Origin of the sequence: Steroidobacter sp. (assembly GCF_016790065.1) — a bacterium.
In the GTDB taxonomy this organism is placed as follows: Bacteria; Pseudomonadota; Gammaproteobacteria; order Steroidobacterales; family Steroidobacteraceae; genus Steroidobacter.
The window spans coordinates 1-17521 of the sequence record NZ_JAEUPY010000764.1 but is presented as its reverse complement, the minus strand read 5'-3'; the positions used below and the strand labels follow the sequence as shown (position 1 = coordinate 17521).

Sequence of the window (17521 nt, the reverse complement as noted above, 5' to 3'; positions counted from 1 at the left end):
GAGATCCCGGTCGGTGCGCTGTCATCGGTCGAAATCTTGAAAGATGGCAGCTCGTCGATCTACGGCTCCGATGCCGTGGCTGGTGTGGTCAATATCTTGCTCGATCGCAGCTTCGAGGGCTTCGCTGTCGATACCACCTACGGCAACTCGCTGGGCCGCGGCGATGCCAAGGAACTCACCAGCTGGATGAAGATGGGCGTACAGGGCGAGCGCGCACGCTTCGTCGCCAGCTTGAGCTACCACACCAGTAACGAAACCAAAGTGACCGACACTCGACTCGGCCGCGTGGCCAACGTGTCCGACCTCGGCGGCATCGAGCAGGATCGTTATTTCACCAATCCGGCCAACATCGTGCTGGCGGATGGTAGCCGAGTGATTCTGGACTACCGTCGCTTCGGGCCGGGCCAGTACAGCATGAATCCCGCCGATTACATTCCGTATGACGCGTACGACTACAACCGCAGCGCCTATGCGACCCGGGATCGCGAGTTGTTCACCGATCACGCGCCCGAGCGGCAACTGGGCGGCTTCGCGTATGGCGAGTTCGATCTGGTGCCCGAGTCCGCCACGTTGTTCGGTGAAGTGTTGTTGTCCTCTGGACGGATGACGACCGGCTATGTCACCTGGGGCTTGGATTTTTACGGCGACCCGGTACTCGACTTCGGACCGGTGCCGGCCGACCATCCTTACAACCCCTTCGGCGTCGAGTTGCGCGCGGTCAATTATTCGTTGGCCGAAGTCGGGCGCTACATCGAAGATTACGACACGGATACGGTGCGCGGTGTGGCCGGCCTCAAGGGCGACTTGGGACGCGTGTCCTACGAGATCGGCGCGACTTACTTCGAGACCGAAGAAACCTATCGCGCGCACAACTTGTACTCGACCACCGGCTTGCTCGCGGCCATCAATCGCACCGGGCCGGATGCGTTCAATCCGTTCGGCAACATGGCAAACACGCCTGCACAACTGGCGGGCATTCGGATCGCCAACAATGAGTTCGTGTCGACCAGCACTCAGGTGATTTACGACGCTCGCATCACCGGTCCACTGCTGGCGAGTGATAGCTATAACCTCGATTTCGCTGTCGGCGCGGAGACGCGCACCGAAGAGTACGAAAGAGAGATCGATCCGCTGACCGCCACCGGCGATGTGTACTACTACCAACAGTCACCGGACTATCAGAAGCGCCGCTCCGATGCTGCCTTCGCAGAGTTGGCGTATACGCTCAACGGCGATGCCGCCGGGCTCGCAGCCATCCATCAATTCACCATGGAAGTCTCAGGGCGCTACGAATCCATCCAGGAGGTCGGCGACACGTTCAATCCGCGTGTTGCCATGTCATGGCAACCGATCAGCGACGCATTCACGGTGCGGGCCTCGTACGGACGCTCGTTCAAAGCGCCGCCGATCAATCTGCTGCGAGCCGACCAGCGCTTGGTGAACGAGGTGCTCTACTATCCGGAGCTAGGCGTGACATTGCCGACCGATCTGCTGATCGGTGGTAATCCCGATCTCGAGCCCGAGACCGCGCAGAGCTTCAACTTGGGCACGCTGCTGCGTCTGAAGGGACCAGTAGACTTGTCCGTGACGTTGGACTACTTCCGGATCGAACAGGAAGACGTGGTGCTGGTGCCGTCCGGTGCCGACATCGTCGAAGGGTTGTTTCCGGGCGAGGTCGATTTCAGTGGCCCGCGTCCACGCATCGAAGCACTGCCCAGAAACGTCGCCGGTCGCAATGTCGAAGGCGTCGACATGTCGCTGCGTTACGCATTCGACACCTCTGCGGCGGGCACCTGGAAGCTGCACGCGGCCGGCAGTTATCTCACCAAGTTCGAAGCCGACAACGGGGCGGGATTCGTCAGCTATCTCGGCAAGTTCGGTCGCTACGGTCGCACCACCGAGTTTGGCAGTCTGCCGCGGCTGCGCGGTGGCGCCGGCATCGGTTGGGCTTCGCAGCGGGGGCTGGAGGCGGAGTTCTCGATGGACTACGTCGGTGGCTTCAAAGACAGTGGCGTCGTGCGCGACGTAGAGGCGTTTGTCACTTACGATCTGACCGCGAAGTGGCGGCTCGAGGGCCTCGGCGATCTGGTTCGTGGCACGGAGGTGCGCGTGGGTGTGCTCAATCTCACCGGTGAGGAGCCGCCGTTCGTCAATGGCGCGGGCGTGGTTCGGTACGATACGTCGACCGCGCATAGTCGCGGCCGGACTTTCTTTGTCGGCTTGGCTGCTGACTTCTAGCAGCCGCGCGGGAGCGTGAATGAAAAGAACGAACGGTGCCATCCTGTCGGGCTTGATGATGGTTGCCGCGTTGAGTGTCGCATTCGCGGCACCCAACGACGGCAGCGCGCAGGTGTTCGCGATCAAGCCGGCGCGCACCTTCGATTTCTCGGTGAGCGAGGGGACACGGATGAATCCGGACGTGTCCCCCGACGGACGCCAGCTCGTTTTCGAGCTGCTTGGCGATGTGTATGTGCTGCCCATCGAAGGCGGTGCGGCTCGCGCGCTGACCCAAGGGCCCGCCGTCGATCATCATCCCCGCTTTTCGCCCGATGGTCGTCACATCGCGTTCCTGAGCGATCGCAGCGGCACCGACAATCTGTGGATCATGAATGCCGACGGCTCGGGCGCACGCATGATCAGCCGGCAAAGTGCCACCGAACGTCCCAAGCAGGTCCGTTTCTTCATGACGCCGAGCTGGTCGCCCGATGGTCAGTCGGTGTTGGCCGCGGTGGCCTCAGAACTCACGTTCTATGGCGCCGAAGATATTCGTCGCTTCCCGCTCGATGGAGGTGCCGATACCAGTGTCACCAACGCGCCGCCCATCGACGTTGCAACCCGACCGGTCTTCACGGCGAAGCGCTCGCCGTTTCCACTGGAGGGCGTCGATCCGCAACTCACCGCTGATGCCGGCACGCTGTACTACTCGAAGCGAACGCCGTTGGTCAGACTCAACGATGAGAAGCTGATGCCCCAGTATCAGGTGGGCAAGCTGGATCTGAACCACGGCGATCTGCAAGTCATCACCAACGCCCCGATGGGGGCGTTCACACCGAGGCTGTCGCCCGACGGTCGCTGGCTCGTGTATGCAGTTCGTCATGATGCCGACACTGGCTTGCGTGTACGCGACCTCGCCAGCGGTGAGGATCGATGGCTGGTGTTTCCTGTGGATCGGGACGGTGTGGAGAATTGGTGGACCGAGTCGCTGGTCAATGCGTACTCGTTCTTGCCGGACAGTGCCTCGCTGGTGACGTCCTTCGAGGGCAAGCTGTGGCGCATCGAGGTGCCCACCGGGAAAGTGCAGCCACTGCCGTTCATCGCCAAGGTGCATGTGGAAGCCGGCGCGCCGCTACGATCACCGGTGACCTTGAATGTGGAGGGCCCAGTGCAGGCTCGATACAGCACTGGTCACAAACTTTCGCCCGATGGACGCACGCTGGTGTTCGAAACGTTGGGGCGGATCTGGATCAAACGTTGGCCGAACGGCGAGCCGCGCAGGCTGACACAGGACGGTGGAGCTTGGGACGAGGAGGCCGATCCCAGCTGGTCGGCGGATGGGCGAGCCATCGTGTTCTCGGGTTTCAGCCTGGACGGCGCCAAAGGACATATCTATGAGACGACGGTGGCGAGCGGGTGCACCCGAGCGGTGACTGCGCAGCCCGGTTACTACCTGAAGCCGGTGTTGACGCCGGATGATCAAACGATCGTGGCGTTACAGGCTCGCGCCGATGGCGATGCGCTCTATGCCGGCGTTGCACAGGCGCAGATCGTTCGGGTGTCGCGTCGTGAGGGCACCAAGGTGCCGGTGTTGCCGGTGTCCTTCGGGCTGAACGCGCCGGATCTGATCGTGCTGAAGGCTGCACCGGACCGCGTGTACTTCATTGATGGCTCAGGCACGCTCATCTCCGTTCGTTTGGACGGCAGCGATCAGCGCAAACATCTGTCGCTGCAAGGGCTCGGGGTAGGCGCGGTTGGCGTGAACAGCGCGATGCAAGTCGCTCGTGCGCTGCTGGATGCCAGCGGACGGACGTTGATCGTTCAGCACAATGCCACCCAGTTCGGTCAGATCGACCGCATCGATGTATCGGCATTGGATCTGTTGGCGCAGCGACCGGCGACGAACGATGTACCGACCACGGCTGAAGGCGGTTCGATGCGCAAGGCTGTGCGTCGAGTGACTGCGCTCGAAGGCGGGCTGAGCCCGTTCTGGAGTGCTGATGGTCGTGAGGTGTTGTTCACGATTGGCGAGCGAGTGTTGAAGGTTGCATCCGATGCTGCCAACACCCCGACCGACGTGACGCGTATCGGACTGAGCGAAGCAGCACCGCAACGAGACGGTGCCGTTCTATTGAGCGGCGCTCGACTGCTCACCATGACCGGCGAGCCTGTCATCGAGCGGGGCGACATCCTGATCGAAGGAAGACGCATCAAGGCGATTGGCGCGGCAGGCGCTGTCGATGCACCTCGCGGCGTACACAGGCTGGACGTGAGCGGGCTCACCATCATGCCTGGCCTGGTGTCGTCGCATTCCCATCACTTCGAAGGCGGACAAATCAGTCCGTTGGTGACGGCGGAATGGCCGTTGCAAGCCAAGCTCGCCTACGGCGTGACGACGGTGTTCGATCCGGCGCCGCCGTTACGGCTGTTTACGATGGCGGATCGTATCCGCAGTGATCGAGCAGTGGGACCGCGCGTGCTGCTCACAGGGCCCATTGTGTTGTGGAACGATCCTGTCGGTTCAGTGGCTGATGCGGATCGCATCGCTGGGCGAGGGCGTAGCTACGGCGAATGTTGTATGAAGATTTACGATGTCGGTGGCCGTTTGAATCGGCAGTGGTTGTTCGATGCCGTGCATCGGGCTGGCATGACGCCGATTCCGGAAAGCGAGGGCTCGCTCAATGCCAGTCTCGCATTGCTGCTCGATGGCGTGACTCATCTGCCGCATGGGCTGGCGATGCCGGCCTACGACGATGTGACACAGCTACTCGTGCGCACCGGCGCGTCGATGAGCTATCAATTCAACACGCTGGTTGGCAACGGTGGGCCGTCCACGTCGTTCTATTTCTACAATCATTTGCTGAATGAGCAAGATCCGATGCTGCGACGCTGGATCCCGCATCAGTACTTGCAGGTCAACAATCGTCGGCGCGTGAACGTGGCTGACGAAGAGTATGTGTTTCGTATGTACGGGCAGCATCTGGCGTCGATGATGGATGCGGGCGTGCCGATTCATGTCGGCGAGCACGGGGTGCTGCATGGCCTCGCCAATCATTGGGCCGTATGGGCGCTCGCCAACGGTGCCGGGAATCAGCGTGCGCTCGAAGCGGCGACCATTCTGGCGGCGCGTGCGCTAGGCATCGACTCACAGGTGGGTTCGCTTGCGCCTGGCAAGCTTGCGGACTTGATCGTCATCTCGGACGATCCACGAGAAGACATTCGCGCCACCGCCAAGCTGCGCTATGTGATGAAAGAGGGTGAGCTGTTCGATCCGCAGACCTTGGATCGACTGGCGCCGACGACACGTACCGGGCCGAAACCCTGGTGGCGCGATCTGGATCCGGTCAGCCGACCCGGCGCGACATCCGCAGGCGGAGTCGCGCCATGGCATCGACATTGATGCGTCGATTACAGCAGCGCTTTGAGGCGCTGCAGATCGAGGTTGCCGCCACTGACGACGCAGCAGACTTTACTGCCCGGCGCGAGTTCGTTGCGTACGCTGAGCAACCCGGCGAGTGCGGCAGCACCGGCCGGTTCGGCGAACAGCTTGCAACGTTCCATTAGCAACTTCAGCGCGACGGTGATCTCATCGTCACTGACCAACACGATGCGTTCGGTGCGCGGGCGGGCCGCTTCGTAGCACAGTCGGCCGGAGCCGGGAGCAGCCAGGCCGTCGGCGATGGTGCTGACGCCATCGAGCGTGATTGCCTGGCCCGCTTCGAAACTACGGAACATGGCTGGTGCGCCGTGCGGCTCGACACCGATCAGTTTGGCGTTGCTGCCGCAGGCTTGTAACGCCATGGCGACGCCGCCAAGCATGCCGCCACCGCCGACGCCCAGGAACAACGCGTCCATGTCGGGCAGTTGTTCGGTGAGCTCGAGGCCCAGGGTGGCATGACCTTCCATCAGCTCGGCGTTGTCGTACGAGGAGATGAACGTCAGGCCGCGTTCGCTGGCGAGCTGGGTGCAGAACTGCAAGCATTCCTTGGGCACGCCATGCAGGAACACTTCAGCGCCGTAGTCACGCGTGGCTTGGGCCTTGGTCGGGCTGGCCGCCGCGGGCATGGTGACCGTGATCGGCACGTTGAGAATTCGACCGGCATACGCCAGGCCTTGGGCCGCGTTGCCGGCGGAGAAGGTGATGACGCCGCGTTTGCGCCGTTCCTCCTCCAGATTCATCAGGGCCCACAGCATGCCGCGCGGCTTGTAAGAACCGGTCTTTTGCAGCAGCTCGGCCTTGAGATACACCTCGTGGCCGGTCAGACGGCTCAAGGTGTCGGAACGCCACATCGGCGTCGTATGGATGTGCGGGGCGAGTTGCTTGGCAATCTGGCCGAGGCGAACGCGATCGAGTGACGGCATGGGTTAACCGGAAAATGTGTTGAGAAGGCACCGGATGGGCATGGTAAACGCCCTCGTCGCCATCTTGTTATGATCGGCGCACGAACGCCAAATCTTGCCCAACTCAAGTGTAACGCGAACTGAAACCATGCCTACGCGAAGGTCCGATGCGCTCCAGCTGATTCGTTTCGCAGAGAACTTACGCTTGCTCTGCAGCTACGTGAAATCAGTATCGCACGTGTGCCGGCACTTGAGCATCAACCGCCAGCAGTTCGCCCGCTATTTGAACGGCGAAACGCTGCCGTCCTCGCACAACGTCCGCAAGATCTGCGATTTCTTCGGCGTGGATGAGGAGGAAATTTTCCTGCCGCCCGAGCGCTTCCGGCGTCTGGTGTCGGCCAAGCCGCAATCGCGCCGTAAGCGCCCCGCGTCCTCCGTCGTCGATGCGCTCGACCTGCCGTTTGCCGGCGGCATGGCGGGCGGGCTGCGCTATGTGGGTTATTTCTATCGCTACCTGCGTTCGGTGGAGTATCCGGGCCGCATCATCAAGGCGGCGGTGCAGATTTTCGTCGAAGAAGATCGGTTGCGGACCAAGGCCATCGAGCGCCTGAAGCCCGAGCAGGGGGCGCGCCGACGCTTCGAGACTTATAAGTACGACGGCGTGTTCATGATGCTGGCCGACCGGATCTTCATTGTCGAAACGGATTCGCTACTACACAACTCGATCACCGAAACCATTCTGTATCCCACCCACAAGCATCCGATGACCTTGCTGTACGGCGAAGCGTTCGGCATCTCCAGCGGCGCGTCGCGCGAGCCGTACATGACCCCGATGGTGTACGAATTCATCGGTACCCAGGTGAACCTGCGCGCCATGTTGGCGAGCTGCGGTCTGTACGAGGAGCAGAGTCCCGCCATCGACGAGCGGGTCCGGCGCTATGTGCTGCATCGGGAGCGTAATTGAGCACGCGCCAAGCGCGTAACAAGCACAAAGTCGCCTAATCGCACGAAAGGCGCCGCCGAGGGGCCAGTGCTGTAATCCCTGCGCAGTTTTCGTGCAGGACCCAGCATGCCCTCATTCGAGCACCAGGAATTTCGCGACCGTGTCGCCCGCACGCAAGCGAGGATGGCCGAGTCCAACCTCGATGCGCTGTGGGTGACCAGCCCGCCGAACATGAATTATTTGAGCGGCTATGACGGCTGGTCGTTCTATGTGCACCAGGGGCTGCTGATCGTGCCGTCGCGGCCCGAGCCGATCTGGGTGGGTCGGCGGATCGATGTGGCTTGCGTCCGGCACACCACCTATCTCACCGACGATCACATTCACGGCTATGCCGATGCCTATTTGGTGCCGCCCGCCCATGCGATGACGTTCGTCGCCGACGTGATGAAATCGCTGGGCCTGGCCAAGGGCCGGATCGGCGTGGAGATGGACACTCATTACTTCACGGCGCGGGCGTTCACCACGCTGGCAGCAGCGCTGCCGGACGCGACTATCGTCGACGCGGATCGCTTGGTGAACTGGCTGCGATTGATCAAGTCGCCTCGTGAGATCGAATACATGATCGAAGCGGGGCGGCTCACCGATGCCGCCATGACAGCGGGCATCAATGCGATTGCGCCCGGTGTTCGTCACTGCGACGTGGCGGGCGTCGTGTATCAGAAGCTGATCAGCGGTTCGCCCGACTATTACGGCGACATCCCGGACTATCAGACGATGCCCAAGGGCGCACGCACGGACGCACCGCATTTGAGTTGGACTGCCGAACCGTATCGCCTCGGTGAGGCTTGCACGCTGGAGCTGGGGGCGAACCGTTTTCGTTACAACGCACCACTGGCGCGCACTGTGTTTCTGGGCAAACCACCCGCCAAACTGATCTCACTCGCGCAAGTCGTGGGGGAGGGACTGCAGAGCGCGCTGGCTGCGGTTCGTCCTGGCACCACTTGTGAGGAAGTCGAAGCGATCTGGCGAGCCACGGTGGGGCGCTCCGGCCTGGTCAAAGAATCTCGGATTGGATACAGCGTCGGCATCGGCTATCCGCCGGATTGGGGCGAGCGCACGGTGAGTTTGATGCCGGGCGACCAGACGGTGCTGGCGCCCAACATGACCTTTCATCTGATGCTCGGCATTTGGGCCGCGGATGGCGGTTATGAGATCAGCGAGACCTTGCGAGTGACGGAGCGAGGTCACGCGTGTCTGTCGACGCTGCCGCGGGAGTTGGTGGTGCTCGATGCATAGTGATCGCGCGTCGACGCTGCCGACACGTAATGCCATCGAGCGAGTGTTGCGTGATGTGCCGGTCCCGACGCGCGATGGCATCGTATTGGCAACCGATGTGTATCTGCCTCGCACCGAGCTGGCTGCCAAGCCGGCTGCCAAGCCGGTCATCTTGATCCGCACACCCTACGGCAAGACGGATCCCACTGAGCAGGCGTTGCCGCTGGCCAAATGGCTCGCAGCCAACGGCTTCGCGGTGGCAGTCCAGGATTTGCGGGGCACGGGGAATTCGACCGGTACCTTCAAGGCCTACAGCTCGATTGAAGGCCCCGATGGCTACGACACGCTCGATTGGTTGGTGGCGCAGCCCTGGTGTAACGGCCGCATCGGCACGGTCGGTTGTTCTTATCACGGCGAAGTGCAAGACATGCTGGCGGCGCTACGCCATCCCAATCACAGCGCGGCTTTCATCGAGGGGGCTTACACCTTCAATGATGGAACGATGCGAGCCTTCAGCTTTGTTCGCAATGGCGCCGTTGAACTCGCCTATGCCGTGGGCGGCGATGGAGCGTTGCTTGGCACGCTGCCGTTGGGAGGCATTCGCGCCAAGCTACCTTGTGAGCGAGCAAGTTATTACGCGAAGCGCTGGCCGGACATGGTGCATGCGTGGCTCACGCGTGACAGCATGGACGATTACTGGTCCGATGACGGCGGCCTGGGTGAGGACGAGCGTTTCGATGTGCCGGCCATTCATATGAATGAGTGGTACTCCGTGCCGTTCTCCTCGATTCGGATGTTTGAGCTGTACCGGACGCGGGGTGTCAGTGAGCGAGCCCGCGCTCATCAATATCTGATCATGTCCCCCGTGACTCACTGTCGCACCAGTGTCGCGACCGAACAGACGCGCGTCGGTGAGCGCGATCTCGGTGATGCACGCTTCGATTACTTCGGCACGATGTTGCGATGGTTCGACTATTGGCTCGCTGACATCGATACTGGAATTGCGAGCCTGCCCAAGGTGCAGGCCTATTTGATGGGTCGGAACACTTGGCAATCCTTCGACAGCTGGCCACCGCCGGGCACGCAATATCGTGACTACTTTCTCGGCGCGGGGGGAATGCTTGGCGAGCAGCGAGCGGCGACGGCCAGCGTTGACTCGTTCATCTATGATCCCGCCAACCCGGCGCCTTCGTGCGGCGGTCCGGTGAACGGTGGATTAGTGTTTCAGCCCGGCGCCTTCGATCAGAGATCTGTGGAGCAGCGCGACGATGTGCTCGTCTATTCGACGCCGGTGCTGGAGCACGCAGTGCAAGTGAGTGGTCGGGTGGAGGCGGTGCTGTATGTTTCCTCGTCCGCTTGCGATACGGATTTCACGGCGAAGTTAGTCGACGTGTATCCGGATGGACGCGCCTTCAATGTGCTCGAAGGCATCTTACGCATGCGTTACCGTCGCTCGTTGTCTCAGCCCTCGACGATGCATCCCGGCGAAGTTTACGAAATCAAACTGGATCTGGATTCCACCAGCAACTGGTTCGCGCCGGGCCACCGGATTCGGTTGGAAGTATCGAGCAGCAACTTTCCTCGCTTCGATCGCAATCTGAATACCGGCGTCAGTGGTGCCTGGAGCGCTGAGTCCGTGACCGCGCACAACCAGGTGCATGTAGGTGGCGCTTGTCCGTCGCGACTGATCTTGCCCGTCGTGCCCGACGCGGGAGCGAGCTCGTGACCCGTCCGCTGACTGCCTGGTACCAGCGACATCCGCCCGGCGTATTCTTAGTTGCGTTCACTGAGATGTGGGAACGCTTCAGCTACTGGGGATTCGCCGGCATCTTCGTGTTGTTTCTGACGGCGGATGCGCAATCCGGCGGTTGGGGCTGGCAGCCGCAGGACGCGTTACGTCTGTATGGGTGGTACGGCGGCTTGGCCTTCATCGTTCCGGTGCTCGGCGCCTGGCTCGCCAACAATCATCTGGGTGAGCGGCGTTGCGTTCTCTGGGGTGGCATCGCGATCACTGCGGGCCATTTGTGTCTGGCGGGCATTGGTTTGGTGCCGGCATTCAAGTTGTGGTTCTTCGCCGGTGGTCTGGTGTTGATCGTCGCGGGCACGGGCCTGTTGAAGCCGGCCATTTCCTCCATCGTTGCCCGACTGTATCCAGAGAGTGGCGCGCGACGTGATGAAGGCTTCGCTTACTTTTTTGTCGGCATCTACGTGGGCGCGCTGGCGGGCGCGTTGGTGACGGGCTTCGTGGGTGAGCGATTTGGCTGGACCTATGGACTGACGGTTGCAGGTGGCGGCATGGCCATTGGGCTGGTTTGCTATGTGTGGCTCCAGCAGCGTTGGCTCGGAGATTTGGGTCGCGTGCCGGTGCGCGCCAGTGTGACGAGCGCCGCGCCGTTGTCGAGCCACGAACGTCAACGGCTTGTGGTGATCGTAGGGCAGGGCGTGTTCACGGTGCTGTATGCCGCGGCCTTCTACCAGATGTTTGGCTTGTTGAATTTGTACGCACACGAGCAGATCGAGCGTCGCATCGGTTCGTTCGAAGTGCCGACGACGTGGCTACAGACCATCAATCTGTGGAGCTTCTTTATCTTCGTGCCTTGTCTGGCCGCGCTGTGGCGGCGGCTGGCGCTACGGAATCGAAATCCAAGCGCCTCGTACAAGTTGGTGCTCGGGCTGAGCGCGCTGGCGATTGGTTATGTATTCATCGCCTTCGGTGAAGGCGCACGAGGCGATGCAAAGGCGCCCCTAGTGTGGATCGTCATCACGTACGCGTTGTTCGGGTTGGGAGATGCGCTGGTATGGGCCAGCCAGATCTCTCTGACCAGCAAGCTGGCACCGCCACGCTACAGTGCGTTGCTGGTCGGCAGCTGGTACGTGTGCATCGGGCTTGGCACTTGGCTCACTGGCTACATCGGCTCGTATGCGCAGAGCTATCCCTACCAAGATGTGTTCTATGGTCTTGCGGGCGGCTGCGCAGTCGCCGCCGCAATCCTGTGCCTACTGACTCCAGCGATGATTCGCTGGATGCACGGCGGGGAAGATTTGCAACCGGCTAGCGCTTACGCTTCGTGACGACCTGCAGCGCTGCGTAAGCCGCTGCGATATCTTGAATCGCGATTCCCGAGGAATCGAACACGGTGATCGCGTCGGGATGGTGGCCTTGCAACTCGGGTCGGCTCAACAGCCGGCCCAGCGTTTGCTGTTCGAGCTGAGCGAGCGTGATGCGTCCCGCGCGGAAGGCATGCTGAGTTTCGCCAATGGCGACGGCTTGGCTCGGCAGGTCGACCCACAGTTTGGACTGCGCCACCAGCTCCACCTCGAGCTCTTGCTTGCCCACATTGTCTGCGCCCATCGCAGAGATATGCGTCCCCGGGCGAACCCATTCGCGACTGAAGAGTGGGGCACGCGACGGTGTGACGGTAACCAGAACGTCTGCGTTCTCACAGGTGGTGCGGGCGTCGGCGAATTCGACGTCCAGATTCAGCTGCTTGCGAATCGCATCGGCAAATGCGCCTTGCTGTGCGGTGGAGCGGGCACAAGCAATGACCCGTTGGATCGGACGCACGCTGGCAACGGCGCAGGTCTCGAAGATTGCCTGCGCACCGATGCCGAACACGCCCAGCGTTTTGGCGTCTGCCTTGGCCAGACAGCGCGTCGCAAGCGCGTTGGTCGCGGCGGTTCGTATGCCGTTGAGGTAGTTCGCCTCGACCACCGCGAAAGGGCGGCCGGTGATGTCGTCGATCAACATCGTCGTCGAAGTGTGGGCCTGCAAGCCGAGCTTGTGGTTGCCCGGGGCGTACGAGCCCGCTTTGAGTCCGATCGCCGGGATAGAACCGGCTCGGCCGGACTTGATGGCGAAGAAATGATCGTCGCCGCCGCCGCGTCCCCGTACCACATCGAACACTTCGCTGTTGCCAGCGTCCAGGTCGATGAAGGCCTGCTCGATGGCAGGCACGATGTCATTCAAAGTGACATGCGCTTCGATGTCCGCATCGCTGACAAACGTCACAACAGTATCGCGTTGGCTCATGGGGGCAGTTGAGTTGAGGGTGACTCGGTAGCGTAGCGGTTGAGCTGCTAGGCAACAAGCTGCCTGGCATCTCGTGAACTCGTCCTAGCCCGTTTGCTCAATGTTAAATGCTCATGAGTTGGACTAGCGTCTGGCGGCCTGATGCGTCGAGGTCCTGTCCTTCGGAAGGAGTCAGTCATGACCAACGAGACGAAGATTGCAACGCCTGTGTCACAGCGTGCGCTCGCCAGGCGCGCGGCGATTCGAGCTAGTGGTAAACCGAAGCGTATCGAAGTGCCGTTGTTGGATATTGCGGCCAAAGGTCTCGGTGCGCCGAAGATCGTCAAGAAAGACGGGCGACTGCGAGTGGTCGCAAGGCTGGGCTCTGAAGGCATGAAGTCGGAGCGCAAGTTCGAGAAGATTCCAGCCACGGCGTTGAATCCGCGCACACTGAAGCGGGAGATGTTTCAGCGGGAGATTCCAGGCTTTCGGCCGGGTGGCATTCGCACGACATTCCAGCCTGTGCTCGCCAAGCCGACCCATCAACTGCGTCCGTCACGGGGCAAAGGCTTGGATGTCGGCGGCTCGATCTTCGGCAACGATGATCGTTATCTATTCCAGGATCGCAGTTTCCCGTGGTGTACCACCGGGAAGATCAATACCGAAGGCAAGTGGGGCTCGGGCACCACCATCGGTCCGCGTCATGTGCTCACCGCGAGCCATGTCGTGAATTGGACGGGCGGCAGTCGCGGCGGCGTGGCCTGGCTCAATTTCACACCAGGCTATTTCGACGGCCGTGGTCCCTGGGGCACGTTCGCCGCGACCCGAGTGCTCTATTGGTTACAAGCGCCCGGAACACTCACCGATCAGCAAACTGCCTTCGACTATGTCGTGCTCATCATGGAGCAGCGTGTCGGCGACATCGTCGGCTACCCCGGCTATCGCACCTACGATGACGATTGGAATGGCGGCAGCTACTGGCAATACACGGGCTATCCCGGCGAACTCTCCAGCGGCGAACGCCCAGCCTTCCAAGGCGGCTGCACCATCTCATCCGCACAGGGTGAGAGCTTGAATGGTCAAAGCGGCAATGTGCTTGGCCACTTCAACGAGTTCACACCCGGGCAGTCAGGCGGCTGCGCGTGGGGTTGGTGGGGCGATGAGCCCTGGCCGCGCGTGGTCGGCGTCGGTAGCACCATCGGTGACACCACCGTGAAGTCCACCAACGTCGGCACCAATGGCGACAACGAGTACGGCGGCGGTCCTGCGTTGAGTGCGTTGATCAACTACGCAAGGACTACCTATCCCTGACGGGCGGCCTTCAAGGATTCATCCAGAATCTCTAATCCTTGATCCAGCTCTTGCTCTGTCGCGGTCAACGGAGGCGCGATTCGGAAGATGCTGCCGAGCGAGGGCATCTTTACGATGTTCATGCTCAACCCTCGCTTCATGCATTCTTCGGTGATGCGCGCACCGAGCGTGAAGCCAGGGGTTTTGAGTTCGCGATCAGTGACGATCTCGAGGCCCAGCAGCAAGCCGCGGCCGCGTACATCGCCGATGCACTCGTGACGTTTTTGCAGATCGAGCATGCCTTGGCGTAAGCGAGCGCCGCGCTGTTGGGCTTTCAGCACGAGCTGTTCACGCTCGACGGCAGTGAGTACGGCCAACCCGATTGCCGCGGGCAAAGGGTCAGACACGTGCGTGGTGTAGAACAGGAAGTTGCGCTTGTGTGCTTCTTCTTCGATGGCCGCCGTGGTCATCACCGCTGCGAGCGGCAATCCGGCGCCGAGCGTTTTGGATAACGTGAGAAAGTCCGGCGTGATGCCATCGCGTTGGAACGCGAACATCAATCCGGTGCGACCCAAGCCCGTCTGAGCCTCGTCCACGATGAGCAACATGCCGCGCTCCTCGCATTTCTTTTTGAGTGCGGCCAAGTAGCCTTGCGGCAAGTCGATGATGCCGCCGCTCGACAGAATGGGTTCGGCGATGAAGGCAGCGAGGTTGCCGGTCGACTGACTGTCGATCAGGGCGAACTCGTCATCGAGTTCGGAGCGCCAGTCGAGTGTGCCGTCCGGATGCTTAAACCGAGGGCGATACGCGTTCGGTGCGCGAATGGCGAACGATCCAACAGGAGCGGGGCCGTAGCCTTTACGGCCGGCGCTGTAGGTGGCGGCCGCGGCGGCGCCAGTCATGCCGTGCCAACTCTGTGCGAAGCCCACGATTTCATGACCGCCGGTGACCAGCTTGGCCATGCGAATCGCCGCTTCGTTGGATTCCGCGCCGGTGCTGAGCAGTTGCACGCGTTCCAAGCCGGGCGCCAAAGCCGCAAGTTGTGTACACAGCTCGACGACGGGGCGCGACAGCATGCCGCTGAACAGATGATCCAGCGTGCCGATCTGTTCGCGGACCGTAGCGACGATGTCCGGATGAGAGTGGCCTAGCAGGGCGCTCATCTGGCCGGAGGTGAAGTCCAGAATCTGGCGTCCGTCAGCGTCGTAAACATAGCTGCCGGCGGCCCGTTCGATGATGACGGGCTCGAAGCTGCCGCCATAGCGGATTAAGTGCCGGCGGGCCTGCTGCCAGAATCGGGGATCATCGTTACCGGACCTCGCGGCTCCTCGAGGAATTGGCGCAACGGTTCAATGTAAAGCGGCCGAGCGAGTGGGGCAAATGCCAAATCAATTTTAAGCTTGAAGTATTTGTCGAAAAGTACCATCCTTGAGTCCTGCCATGAGGGCAGTCCAGCTTCGGACTGCGACTAGTCGAGGGGCTCATGCGAATCGTATGTATTGGTGGCGGGCCGGCGGGGCTGTACTTCGCGCTGTTGATGAAGCGCAAGCATCCGGCGCATCACATTACAGTGGTGGAGCGGAACCGGCCGTTCGATACCTTCGGCTGGGGCGTGGTGTTTTCCGATGCCACCATGCAATCCATGCGGCAGTGGGATCCGGCCACGGCCAGCACCATCGAAGATGCGTTCAATCATTGGGACGACATCGAGTTGATCTTCAAGGGGCGCAAGTTGCGCACCACCGGCCACGGCTTCGTCGGTATCGGCCGCAAGAAGATGCTCAACATCCTGCAGAACCGCTGCATCGAACTGGGTGTGGAGTTGGTGTTCGAGCGTGAGGTCAACGCGGACACCGAGTTTCCCGACGCTGACTTGATCGTGGCCGCCGACGGCGTCAACTCGAAGATTCGTTACAAGTATCCCGAGGTCTTCAAACCCGACCTGCAGGTTCGCAAGAACCTGTTCATCTGGCTCGGCACCGACAAGGTGTTCGATGCTTTCACCTTCGATTTTCGCAAGACCGAGCACGGTTGGTTCCAGGCGCACATTTATAAATTCGATGCGACCACCTCGACGTTCATCGTCGAGACCACCGAGCAGGCGTTCAAGGCGCACGGTCTGGATCAAGCCGATCAAGACCAATCCATTGCCTTCTGCGAAAAACTGTTCGCTGATACGCTCGAAGGCCACAAGTTGATGACCAATGCGCGGCATATGCGCGGGTCGGCCTGGCTCAACTTCAATCGCCTGACCTGCGAGCGCTGGAGTCATTACAACGGTCAGAGCCATGTCGTGCTCATGGGCGACAGCGCTCATACCGCGCACTTTGCGATTGGCTCGGGCACCAAGCTGGCGATCGACGATGCCATTGAACTGACGCGCCAGTTCGAGATCGCGGGGCACGACGTTGAAAACATTCCCGCGGTGCTGGCGGCCTACGAAGACGTGCGTCGTGTCGATGTGGCTCGGATTCAGAATGCCGCGCGCAACGCCATGGAATGGTTTGAAGTCGTCGGTGAGCGTTACGCCGATCAGCTGGAGCCCGAGCAGTTCATGTATTCCATGCTGACGCGCTCCCAGCGAATCAGCCACGAGAATCTGCGCCTACGTGACAAGCAGTGGTTGGAAGGGTACGAGCAGTGGCTCGCTGCCCGCGCGGGCGTCGATTCCGCGACGTCTGGTGTCGTGCCACCGATGTTCACGCCGTTCAAGCTGCGCAGCTTGACGCTTCACAACCGCATCGTGGTGTCGCCGATGGCCATGTACTCCGCCAAGGAGGGCGTGCCCGACGATTTTCATCTGGTCCACTTGGGTGCTCGGGCCATGGGCGGCGCGGCGCTGGTGTTTCCGGAGATGACCTGTATTTCGCCCGACGCGCGCATCACGCCGGGTTGTCTTGGGCTCTGGAATGACGGGCAGGCCGATGCGTTCCGTCGCATCGTCGACTTCGTCCATCATGAGACGGCCGCGAAGATTGGTATTCAGCTCGGCCATGCGGGACGCAAAGGCGCCACGAAGTTAGCCTGGGAGGGCATCGATCAGCCGTTGGAGCAAGGCGCGTGGCCGTTGATCTCAGCGTCTGCGTTGCCGTACCTGAAGCATTCGGTGGTCCCGCGAGCGATGACGCGGGCCGACATGGACCGCGTCGTTGCGGACTTTGTCGCGGCCACCAAGCGAGCGGTCCAGGTGGGTTTTGACATCATCGAGCTGCATGCCGCTCACGGGTACTTGCTCTCGAGCTTCCTGTCACCGCTGACGAATTTACGCACCGACGAGTATGGCGGGTCACACGAGAATCGAGCACGGTTCCCGCTGGAAGTGTTCCGCGCCATTCGTGCCGTGTGGCCCGAGGATTTACCGATCTCAGTGAGGCTGTCCACGCACGATTGGTATGAGGGCGGCAATACGCCGGACGATGGCGCGATCTTCGCCAAGCTGTTCAAGGACG

The 17521-nt window shown here is 61.3% G+C and carries 11 protein-coding genes; 8 read left to right on the top strand and 3 right to left on the bottom strand.

Annotation, left to right across the window (positions count from 1 at the left end; translation table 11 throughout):
* Window positions 1-2238: TonB-dependent receptor domain-containing protein (locus JNL55_RS31130; protein ID WP_293863739.1), on the top strand; the 2238-nt coding region annotated here is incomplete at its 5' end.
* 19 nt (window positions 2239-2257) lie between these two features.
* Window positions 2258-5614 carry an amidohydrolase family protein gene (locus JNL55_RS31125; protein ID WP_293863736.1) on the top strand — a complete coding sequence of 1119 codons (3357 nt, stop codon included), beginning with the start codon at window positions 2258-2260 and terminating at the stop codon, window positions 5612-5614.
* Window positions 5615-5622: 8 nt separating this feature from the next.
* On the opposite strand, the gene JNL55_RS31120 is transcribed toward JNL55_RS31125, so the two are convergent.
* A complete protein-coding gene (locus tag JNL55_RS31120; protein WP_293863733.1) occupies window positions 5623-6576 on the bottom strand; it encodes a threonine/serine dehydratase in 954 nt (317 codons plus the stop codon).
* Window positions 6577-6703: 127 nt separating this feature from the next.
* On the opposite strand from JNL55_RS31120, the gene JNL55_RS31115 reads away from it, so the two are divergent.
* The 4 genes from JNL55_RS31115 (at window position 6704) to JNL55_RS31100 (ending at window position 11845) form a co-directional block, all read left to right on the top strand.
* A complete protein-coding gene (locus JNL55_RS31115; RefSeq protein ID WP_293863730.1) occupies window positions 6704-7519 on the top strand; it encodes a helix-turn-helix transcriptional regulator in 816 nt (271 codons plus the stop codon).
* Between the two features lie 105 nt (window positions 7520-7624).
* The gene (locus JNL55_RS31110; RefSeq protein WP_293863727.1) at window positions 7625-8794 is read left to right on the top strand and encodes a M24 family metallopeptidase; all 1170 of its coding nucleotides are present in this window, start codon (window positions 7625-7627) and stop codon (window positions 8792-8794) included.
* The gene (locus tag JNL55_RS31105) at window positions 8787-10499 is read left to right on the top strand and encodes a CocE/NonD family hydrolase (RefSeq protein ID WP_293863724.1); all 1713 of its coding nucleotides are present in this window, start codon (window positions 8787-8789) and stop codon (window positions 10497-10499) included. Before JNL55_RS31110 ends, JNL55_RS31105 begins: the two co-directional genes overlap by 8 nt.
* Complete coding sequence (locus JNL55_RS31100) at window positions 10496-11845, top strand: peptide MFS transporter (RefSeq protein WP_293863721.1); 1350 nt, start codon at window positions 10496-10498, stop codon at window positions 11843-11845. Before JNL55_RS31105 ends, JNL55_RS31100 begins: the two co-directional genes overlap by 4 nt.
* Here the strand turns inward: JNL55_RS31100 and JNL55_RS31095 are convergent.
* Window positions 11826-12803, bottom strand: coding sequence for an ornithine cyclodeaminase family protein (locus tag JNL55_RS31095; protein WP_293863718.1), 978 nt, complete (start codon window positions 12801-12803; stop codon window positions 11826-11828). The genes JNL55_RS31100 and JNL55_RS31095 overlap by 20 nt on opposite strands.
* A 177-nt stretch (window positions 12804-12980) precedes the next feature.
* On the opposite strand from JNL55_RS31095, the gene JNL55_RS31090 reads away from it, so the two are divergent.
* Window positions 12981-14093, top strand: coding sequence for a trypsin-like serine peptidase (locus JNL55_RS31090; RefSeq protein WP_293863715.1), 1113 nt, complete (start codon window positions 12981-12983; stop codon window positions 14091-14093).
* Here the strand turns inward: JNL55_RS31090 and JNL55_RS31085 are convergent.
* Window positions 14084-15409 (bottom strand): aspartate aminotransferase family protein, encoded by a 1326-nt coding sequence (locus tag JNL55_RS31085; protein ID WP_415923198.1) that lies wholly within the window; start codon window positions 15407-15409, stop codon window positions 14084-14086. The genes JNL55_RS31090 and JNL55_RS31085 overlap by 10 nt on opposite strands.
* Window positions 15410-15555: 146 nt before the next feature.
* On the opposite strand from JNL55_RS31085, the gene JNL55_RS31080 reads away from it, so the two are divergent.
* On the top strand, window positions 15556-17521 hold a 1966-nt coding region (locus JNL55_RS31080; protein WP_293863712.1), incomplete at its 3' end, for a bifunctional salicylyl-CoA 5-hydroxylase/oxidoreductase.